This is a genomic window from Ralstonia sp. ASV6, assembly GCF_016429285.1.
GTDB lineage: Bacteria > Pseudomonadota > Gammaproteobacteria > Burkholderiales > Burkholderiaceae > Ralstonia > Ralstonia flaminis.
In genome coordinates, this window is record NZ_JAELUI010000186.1 from 1 (window position 1) to 8,687 (window position 8,687).

Genomic DNA, 8,687 nt, shown 5'->3' on the forward strand with positions numbered 1-8,687 from the left:
GACCTTAGGTGGCGCGTCCAGCGCCAATCCTGGCGTACTGCGCATCGGGTGCTTGAGCAGGCCATCCACCAGCGTTGGCGACACGTAGTGCGGCCCGTCGAACAGGTAGACCTTGAAGCCTTGGTAGTGCGCCAGTTGCGGCGCCAACTCATAGGCCGTGGCGGGACGGAATCCGCCGCGGCGTTTGGGGCGGAACGCCTCGGCTATCACACGTACCCGCTCGGTGCCAAAGCGCCCAGCCAGCGCATCCGCATAGGCGCGCGCGGTGGCCGGATCACGTTTGAATGCACCGCAACCGTCCTGCCAGAACACGCCCACATCGGCAGGCAGCCAGCGCGCAACCCATTCGGCAAAATGCTGGGCGCCGAGCTCGCTATGGTCGTACACGCTGATCCACAGCGGGCGCGGCAACCGATCCAGCGCGCGCCTGAGCCGCGCCATGTCTTTCCAGGTAGGGTCGACTTCAACCGGGAAGTACCAGCCCTCAACGTTGACAGGCGGGCGCACCGCCACCAGATGCCGCGAGCGCTCAGCAAGCTCTTCAACGTGGGCACGCGCCCAGGTTTCATCAAATGCGCCGGCCAAGCCGACGATGACGTTGCGCGCCCAGGGCTCGGCGGCAATGCGCGCCCAATCCGGCGCGTGCACTATGTCCGATGGCTTGGCGCCGGGCACGAAGGCCGCGTCGTCCACAGCCGTCCATTGCACCAGCAGGTTGCTGACACCGAGCCTGTCCCAAGTCCCTTTCGGATTTTTGTGCAGGGCATCCGGCTGCCAGACGATACCCTGCGCGAGTGGCTCGCCGGCAAGCTCCTGCGCGGCCGCCCCGCCCGTCAACGCCCCTGACAGGGCCAGCGCCACGACCAGCGCGGCACACCGCCAGGAAGGACGGCGTTCATCCATTGTGCTTGCCCTCGGGGTGGCGGATCGGGTTGAGTTGCATGTCACGGTAATCCTGTGCCAGTTTGGCGCGGTCAATCTTGAAGTTGACGGACACCGGCAACGTCTGCCGCGGGATCAACTCCGACGGAATCATATACGGCGGCAGCGCCTCACCCAGCGATGCCTTCCAGTCGTGTGGCGGAAATGGCAACGGCTCCGGCAACTGCCCTTCGCCCGATGCCGGCTGCACGAAACCGACAATGCGTGCCACCGAGCCATCGGGCCGCCGCAGTGGCACGGCAGCGGCGTTCTGCACGCCGGGCAGCTTGCCGAGTGCTGCGTCGATCTCCATCAGCTCGATACGGTAGCCGCCCACCTTGACCTGGTCGTCGATCCGGCCATGGCAGAACAGACGGCCGAGCTCATCCACCGCCCCAAGGTCGCCCGTACGGAAACCGCGCGTGCCGTTGTGCGAGAACATGCGCGTGGCGTTGAGGTCTTCCCGGTTGAGATAACCGCGCATCACATGCGGCCCGGCAATGCACAGTTCGCCATCCTGCACAAAGACCTCGCTGCCGCGCTTGGGGTAGCCGATGGGCAACTTGTCTGCGCCGGCAAGCATGGCGTCGTCCACCACGATCCAGGTGGTGGCCACGGTGGCTTCGGTGGGGCCGTAAGTGTTGATGATGCGCGCCTTTGGAAAACGCTGGCGCAAGTGCCGTGCCAGCGTGACCGAAAGGACCTCGCCGCAGAACAGGAAGGTATCGAGCGTGGGCAGCCCCTGCCCCGAAAAATCCGGCTGCAGCAACTGCTGTTGCGCAAACGACGGCGTCGACACCCACGTCGTCACGCCGTGCGCGGCAAGCGTTTTCAAGAACGCATCGCCCTGCGTAATGGCCTCGCGCGAGGCCAGCACCACCGTGCCGCCCAGCGCGAGCGTGGCCATCACCTCGTACATCGACAGATCAAAGCTGAACGGTGCCTGGTTCAGGAACACCGGTGCCGTGCCCAGCGCAAAGTCATGCGCCATCCAGTCGATCAGAGTGTGGACGCTTTCCCGGCCGATCTGCACGCCCTTGGGTTCACCCGTGGTGCCCGAGGTGAACAACACGTAGGCAAGCCCTTTCTCTTGCAGCGGTTGCGGGCTGCTGGCGTGCGGCAGCGGCTCGAAGGTTGCGGTGCGCGCGTCGTAGTAGGCATGCGTGCCCAGCGTGCGCGCGATGCGGTCCATGCGCTCATCCGGGTAGATCGTGTCGACAGGCACGAAGGGCGCCCCCAGCATCAGCGCACCGGCAATGGCAACGAAGAACGCTGCCTCCTTGTGCCCGCGAATGATGACCGGCACATCGGCAGCAAAACCTGCGGCGCGTGCCTGCGTACACCAGGCAGCCGCTTCTGCCGCCAGCGCTTGCCAGGTGAGCGTGCGGTCAGCACCGATCACCGCATCGTGGTCGGGCCGCAGCCCGGTATCGACAAACGTACCCGTGTTGAGATCAAGCCGCATCGCCCTCTCCTATCTGGTGGATTGGATATAAGCTGCCAGCGCATCGACCGAAGCCAGATGCTCGGCAATTTCCGTAGGCGGCACGCGCGCGCCAAACTGCGCTTCAACCGCCATCACGATCTCGACCGCCAGAACGGAATCGACCAGGCCCGATTCGATCAGTGGCGTGCTGGGTTCGACCGTGCGCATCACAACGCTCTCTACGAGCGCTTTCACATCGGCCTGCAGGGTTTCGATTTGAGTCATGGTCATGATTGCGACTAAGCGCGGTCAGAATTGGAAATAGAGAAAACGCACTTCACCGTGCAACTGCGCCATGCAGAACAGCAGCAGAGCGACGATGACCACGCTCCAGCGCAGCGAGGGCCGCCAGCCAAAGCGCGCAGCAGCCGCATTGGCAGGACGCTCCAGCGCGGGTGAAAAACGGCCCATCCATTGATGCACGTTAGGCAGGCACCAGACGATGGCCAGCATCACCACGATCTGCAGCGCCAGCGTGGAGCGGCCCAGCACGATGCGCAGCCACTCCAGGCCGCTCATGCCGGCCTCGCCCCAGGCGGGCCAGCCAAGCGGCTCGATGCCGCGCACGCCAGCCATGCCGCCCAGCATCTGCAGCGCGTCATGCACGCCGTGGGCACGGAAGAAGATGAACGCCACCAGCGCCGCAAAGAAGGTCAGCAGCACATTGGCCGCATGACGCAGCCGCGTGGGCGCCGCTGTCTGTGCCGGCGCACCGGCCGGCGCCCGCGCAGCCTGCCACGCCCGCCAGCCATGATTGACGCTCAGAAAGGCCGCATGCAGCAGGCCGTAGATGAAGTACTGCAGCCCGGCGCCGTGCCACACCCCGGCCAGGCCCATGGTGTAGAAGGTCGGCACTGCCACGGTGGCCGCAAAACCGCCCACCGAGCGCTGCGCCAGCCGCCCGGTCGACTTGCCGCCCACCATGCGTGCGCGATTGATGCGCATGGCCAGCGGGTAGTAAAGGTAGCTGGTCAGGTAGCGCGTGAGCGTCATGTGCCAGCGCTGCCAGAACTCGATGATGCTGCCGGCCTTGAATGGCGAGTTGAAGTTAAGCGGGAAGCGCACCCCGAACATCTTCGCCAGCCCCATCGCCATGTCGGAGTAGCCCGAGAAATCGAAGTACAGCTGCATCGCATAGGCCAGGCAGGCGCCCCAGGCGGCCAGCATCTGCAACTCGTGCGGCGCGGCAAAGCCGTGGTCGGCATATGGCGCAATCGTATCGGCCAGCAACAGCTTCTTGGCCAGCCCGCAGGTGAACATGGTCAGGCCGATGGACAGGTTCTCCGCGCGCAACCGGTACGTCTCGGGGCGCGCGAACTGCGTCATCATTTCCTTGTGGTGCAGGATCGGCCCGGCAATCAGGTGCGGGAAGAACGTGACGAACTGGATGAAGCCCAGCGGATCACGCTCCTTGACGATGCCGGCATTGCAGTCGAGCAGATAGCCGATCTGCGTGAAGGTGAAGAACGACACGCCCAGCGGCAACGCCACGTCCTCCATCGCCACGGCAACCCAGCCGGCCGGCATGATGTCGGCGGCATTCACCACAACCCCGATCAATGCCGCCAGGTACTTGTAGCGCACCAGCACCGCCAGATCGACCACGATGGCGAAGGCCAGCCACGCGCGGCGTGCACGCGAGCCCGCGGGGTTGCTGAGGATCAGCCAGCTCATTGCAAAGTTGAAGGCGATCGACAGCGTGAGCAGCAGCACGAACGACGGGTTCCACCATCCGTAGAACAGGAACGACGCCACACACAGCCAGACTGACGCCGCGCGCGGCGAGCGTGCGCCGAGCAGGTAGTAGCCGGCAATCGAAACCGGTAGGAACAGCGTCAGGAAAATGAACGAGTTGAATAGCATCTCGGCCTCAATGGCTGGCGCCGTTGGGGAGGGTCTTGACCGGCAGGTGCAGCGCGTCTTCCGACATTTCCCACACCAGTACGCGCACACTCTTGGGCCACGTTGCGCGCTTGTCCCACATGGCTTGCATGGCACGGTCGAACTGGCCGTCGTCCAGGCTCACGTTCCAGACCTCGCGGCCAAGCTGTTCGCCCAGGCGCCCCGCAAACTCGCTGCGCCGTGAGAACGAACTGCCCGCTAGCATGACTTCCACCGGCGGCGCATCGTCGAGCAAGCCACCCGAATGCACCGCGCTGATGGTTTGCGGCGCCACCTGATCGGGCGCCGGGCGCCACGCATCGGACACGTCGCCCAGGCCCGCCAGCGTGAGCAGATCGCCGACACGCGGCTCGACCTCACCCTGCTGATGGTCGAAGCGTGCCTCCCCTCGCCCGCCCAGCAACGGCAGCACGGCCGCGCCGATGACATTGGCGGCGGCCTGCGCGCCATTGGCGTTCCAGTGCACATCGGTACGGAAGTACGCCGGGCCTGCCTGCTGCAACGCAGGCAACAGTTCCACACGCGTGACACCGGCAGCATCCAGGGCCTGTTGCCAGCCAGTCAGGCGCTGTGTCATGCGTGCGTCCTGATGCAGGCCGCACAGCGCCTGCACTTCTACGCGCGCCTTGTCGGGCACCGTCACCACCACCAAGCGGATGCCGTCCTTGCGCAGGGTATCGGCATAGCGGCGCAGCGTCGCGATGCGCGCATCGAGCAGCGCATCGGCACCGGGCACGCCAACCTGTCGCACCTGTCCAGCTGTGGCCGGTGGCGGACGCAAGCCATCGGCGTAGAAGAGCCAGCCTGGGCAGCCCTCTCGCACCTGCGGGCCAAGATCGCCCAGCACACGGTAACGTATTGCCGCCTGCCAGCGGTGCAGCGTGCGTGCATACGGCACGTCGATGGCACTCTCAATCTGGTGGCCCAGCGTGCCGTCACGCCATCCGGCCCAATTGAACGGCTCGCCGTTGTCGGCCTGCCGGGCCAGTGCAACCGCCGCCATGCCAAGGCCGACGGCCAGAAGCACCGCCACGGTCCAGGCCAAAGCCCGGTGCCAGAGCATGGACCGATCCGGCAGCACAGCCTCTGCCGGCTCCTTGCCGGGCAGTGCGGCTGCCGAAGAACGTGCGAGCCCGTCACTCATCGCACAAGCGCCTTGTCCAGCCGGGCCAGCCACGCGTCTTCCGCCATGATCGAGGCGGCATCCCACTGCGTTGCCGCATTCGGACCGTTCATCATCTGGCCTTCATTGAACTGCCAGACCAGCGCCTTGATCTTGGCGGACTTGAACGCGGGCGATTCCAGATAGTTGAGCAACGTCTTCCACGGGCCGACGTTGCCGAACGTCCAGGTCAAACCGACGGGGGTGTCGAGGGCGTTCGAGAGCTTCTGCGGAAAACCGAGGTACGGCTGCACCATGCTGTTGCCAACCACCTGCACCGCAGACGGTGCGCTGTCGAGCAAGTCCTTGTTGTTGCCGGCCTGACGAACGAAGAAGTGGTCCTTGCCGACCGCCTTCTTCTTTTCCGGCGGCAACAGGTCGGCCAGATCGCCGTAGCTGATCTCTTCGGTCCATTTGCCAAGCCGGGTACCGCCACCCGTGCGCTCCGTAAACAAGCCGCGCGCCTGCAGCAGCTTGGCGGTTGCGGCGGCATTGGCCTCGGCCGCACGTGCAGACCAGTGATAGTCGGCACGGATGAACGTGGTGTCGTCGGTCGGGTTGACGGTGGCAATCGCGGCCTCCGCGTCAACCATGTCGAGCCCGATCTTGCCGGCATGGGCAGCCAATGCGGCGTAGCGGCCCTTCACCGCCGGTGACAGCGTCATGCCATCGGGCAGCTTGTCGGCATAGGCGCGGGCCTTGAGCGGTGCGATGACGATCACCGTGCGGATATCGGCGGCGGTGAGCTTGTCGGCCGCCTTGCGAATAAGATCGAGCGCTTGCAGGCAGCCGCCGGTATCGTCTTCGGCCAGGCTCTCCCAACCGGGGAACAGCCAGCGGTCGCGCCCTTCAATGATGGTCTGAGCCTTGGTGGCGGGCGCTTGCGCACCCTGCACGGCAAGGGCGAGGCTCGGCAACCCGGTCAGTGCACCGGCCAACGGTGCTGCACCCAGTGAGAACAGCACGCGGCGGCGGCGGGCATCGATGGTCTGGCTGTCGAAGCCGAGTGGCGAACGAAGCGATACGGTCATGGTGTGGCCTTCAAGTTCGTTGGTGAGATTCACTTCTTGGCAGGCGGCCAAGCGATGTCATCGCGCACGCCGGTGAGTACAGGCTTGGCAGCATCGCCCGCCAGAAACAGGCTGTAGCTGTCACCCGCAGCCAGCGTGGGCAACTGAAGCGGCGCCGTCGTGGCGTTGCCGCAGCTGCCCGTCAGGCGAGCGGCAATCGGGTTGATGGCGCGGGCCTGCTGCGTGCCCGCAGGCACCTGCGCAAACACGGTGGGGCCGTTGTCGGCCACGGCGATCTTCCCCGTGCAGGCACCTGCAACGTTGTAGACACGCAGCGTGGCGCGCATGGCATCCAGGCGCTCCTGCGGATTGGCCACACGCGTGGCGCGCCAGCCTTGCGACTCACGTGTGAGCATCACGGTGATGGCCTGGCCGGCGGTGGCGTCACTGGCTGACGCTGCGCCTGCGGCATCTGCGGCAGTTGCCTGCACAGGTTCGCGGCCATCGACCGTCACACGCAACGGCGTGCCTGGGGTCACCACGCTCAAGCGCGTCGACGCGCCGGCTGCCAGCGTTTGCGCGGCTTCGCTGCCCGGCAGCGTCACGCGGGCCGGCTGGGCGGCAAGGTTGACTACGCGCACATACGTGGCGTTGGCGGGCGGCTGCGGGCCGTACAGGCTGGCAACATCCTGCGCGGCGGCGTGCGCGGAAGCGGGCACGCCCAGCACGAGCACAGTGCCCAGCGCGCGCATCAGGTCGGTCAATGTCATGCGACGTTGCATAGGATCAATAGGAATAGATGGCGTTGAAGAACACTCCGCGGGCCCGGTCGTCCCCAGCCAGCTTGAAGCGGTATTGCAAGGACAGGTCGACGTACGACTGCGGCGCGTCGTACTTGCTCTCGCGAAAGACGTAGCGCGTGGACACTCCCACCCCCGCGCCAATCGGCACACTGCTGTTGACGCTGCTGTCGTAGTCCGCACCAACAACCACGTACGGGAATACCGTCCAGCGCGGGCTGACACTGTCGATGCGGTAGGTGCGGCCGAACTCGGCGTTGGCGGTGGCGTAGTTAGTGCCGGCCTGCAGGTAGCGCCCGGCTTCTGCGTACAGGCGGCCGGTCCACCACGACGGGACATCGATGCGGCGCTCGGTGCCGAAGCCGTCGGAATAGGCTGCACGCGCCAGCCAATCGCCGTTGGCGGCGGAGCCGATCGGAATCACGCGCTCAATGGCGAAGATCGCGTTCACGTCGGCAAACGGTTTGACGCGCGCGCCCACTGAGGCCTGCAGTGTCTGGGCACCGCTGGACTCCCCTCCCTTGACGCCAAAGCTCTCGAAGGCGCGGGCATAGACCTCGAACATCCGATCGCCCAGCGGACCCAATGGGCGCCAGTACGCCTCCAGGCCCGCCTGCCAGGCGTTGGCGTCGCCGGGCGTGGTGGCCAGCAGCGGACCCGATGGCATACCGCCGCCACGGTAGCTGAGCGTGGCATCAAAGCCCCAGTTGCGCGTGGCTTCTGCGTGCGCTTCGCGCATGTCGAGCATCGCCTGCGGCGTGGGCGGCGGGTCGTCGCCCTCCGGCTGCGCCAGACCCTCATCGATGGCGCGTTCCAAATGTGCGATGGCAAGCTGGTTACGGCGCGCCGCCAGAGCCGAATAGGCGGCATCCGTACGCTCGTCCACGGACAACGGCGTGATCTGGTCCGCGCGCTCGAACAGGTCGGAGGCAACCTTGTCATCGCCTGCGCGCTGCGCGATGTACGCGGCGGAAAGCGGGGGCAAGGCATCGAGCAGCCCATCGTCAACGATCGCCTTCGATTCGCTTGTCGCTGCTCGCTCCTGCTTGGCGTCGATCAGCGCGTTGACCAGATCAACGCGGTGCTGTGCATCCTGCGGAGCAGCCTCCACGGCCTGACGGGCGAACTCAAGCGCCGCCTTGGTGTTTTTCGCTTCAGCGGCGCGGGCAGCGGCCTGCGCCGGCACAAAGCCGGGGTCTGCCGGATACAGATCGCAGTCCGACCCGAACTCGCTGCTGGCGCAGTCGATGACCGGGCGCGCCGCCACGGCCACGCGTTGTGCGGCCGTCTCGGCGGGCGAAGCCGGTGCGGCCGTTGCGGCCTGCGCCGTTGTCTGCACAGTTTTCAGCTGCAGGCGCGCGCTATGCACGCGCATGGTGATGAGCGAATCCGTGTCGTCATCAATC

At 66.0% G+C, this 8,687-nt stretch carries 7 protein-coding genes and 1 pseudogene; all 8 read right to left on the bottom strand.

Translation table 11 applies throughout. The features are described from left to right. Positions 1–903, bottom strand: a 903-nt coding sequence (locus tag JHD73_RS24805; protein ID WP_199032833.1) for a hypothetical protein, incomplete at its 3' end; no start/stop codon positions are given. Continuing rightward, positions 896–2,386, bottom strand: coding sequence for an AMP-binding protein (locus JHD73_RS24810; RefSeq protein ID WP_199032834.1), 1,491 nt, complete (start codon positions 2,384–2,386; stop codon positions 896–898). The genes JHD73_RS24810 and JHD73_RS24805, both read right to left, overlap by 8 nt. A 9-nt stretch (positions 2,387–2,395) precedes the next feature. Then, positions 2,396–2,632: an acyl carrier protein gene (locus tag JHD73_RS24815; protein ID WP_199032835.1), complete on the bottom strand. Its 237-nt coding sequence runs from the start codon at positions 2,630–2,632 to the stop codon at positions 2,396–2,398. A 24-nt stretch (positions 2,633–2,656) separates the two neighbouring features. After that, positions 2,657–4,270 (bottom strand): MBOAT family protein, encoded by a 1,614-nt coding sequence (locus JHD73_RS24820; protein WP_199032836.1) that lies wholly within the window; start codon positions 4,268–4,270, stop codon positions 2,657–2,659. 7 nt (positions 4,271–4,277) lie between these two features. Continuing rightward, positions 4,278–5,453, bottom strand: a complete 1,176-nt coding sequence (locus tag JHD73_RS24825; protein WP_199032837.1) for a cell division protein FtsQ — start codon at positions 5,451–5,453, stop codon at positions 4,278–4,280. Next, positions 5,450–6,553 carry a twin-arginine translocation pathway signal gene (locus JHD73_RS24830; protein WP_199032838.1) on the bottom strand — a complete coding sequence of 368 codons (1,104 nt, stop codon included), beginning with the start codon at positions 6,551–6,553 and terminating at the stop codon, positions 5,450–5,452. The genes JHD73_RS24825 and JHD73_RS24830 overlap by 4 nt, the downstream gene beginning before the upstream one ends. Next, a complete protein-coding gene (locus JHD73_RS24835) occupies positions 6,532–7,251 on the bottom strand; it encodes an alginate O-acetyltransferase AlgF (RefSeq protein ID WP_199032839.1) in 720 nt (239 codons plus the stop codon). Before JHD73_RS24835 ends, JHD73_RS24830 begins: the two co-directional genes overlap by 22 nt. A 16-nt stretch (positions 7,252–7,267) precedes the next feature. Next, positions 7,268–8,687: pseudogene (locus tag JHD73_RS24840) on the bottom strand (bacteriophage N4 adsorption protein A); the annotation flags it as partial.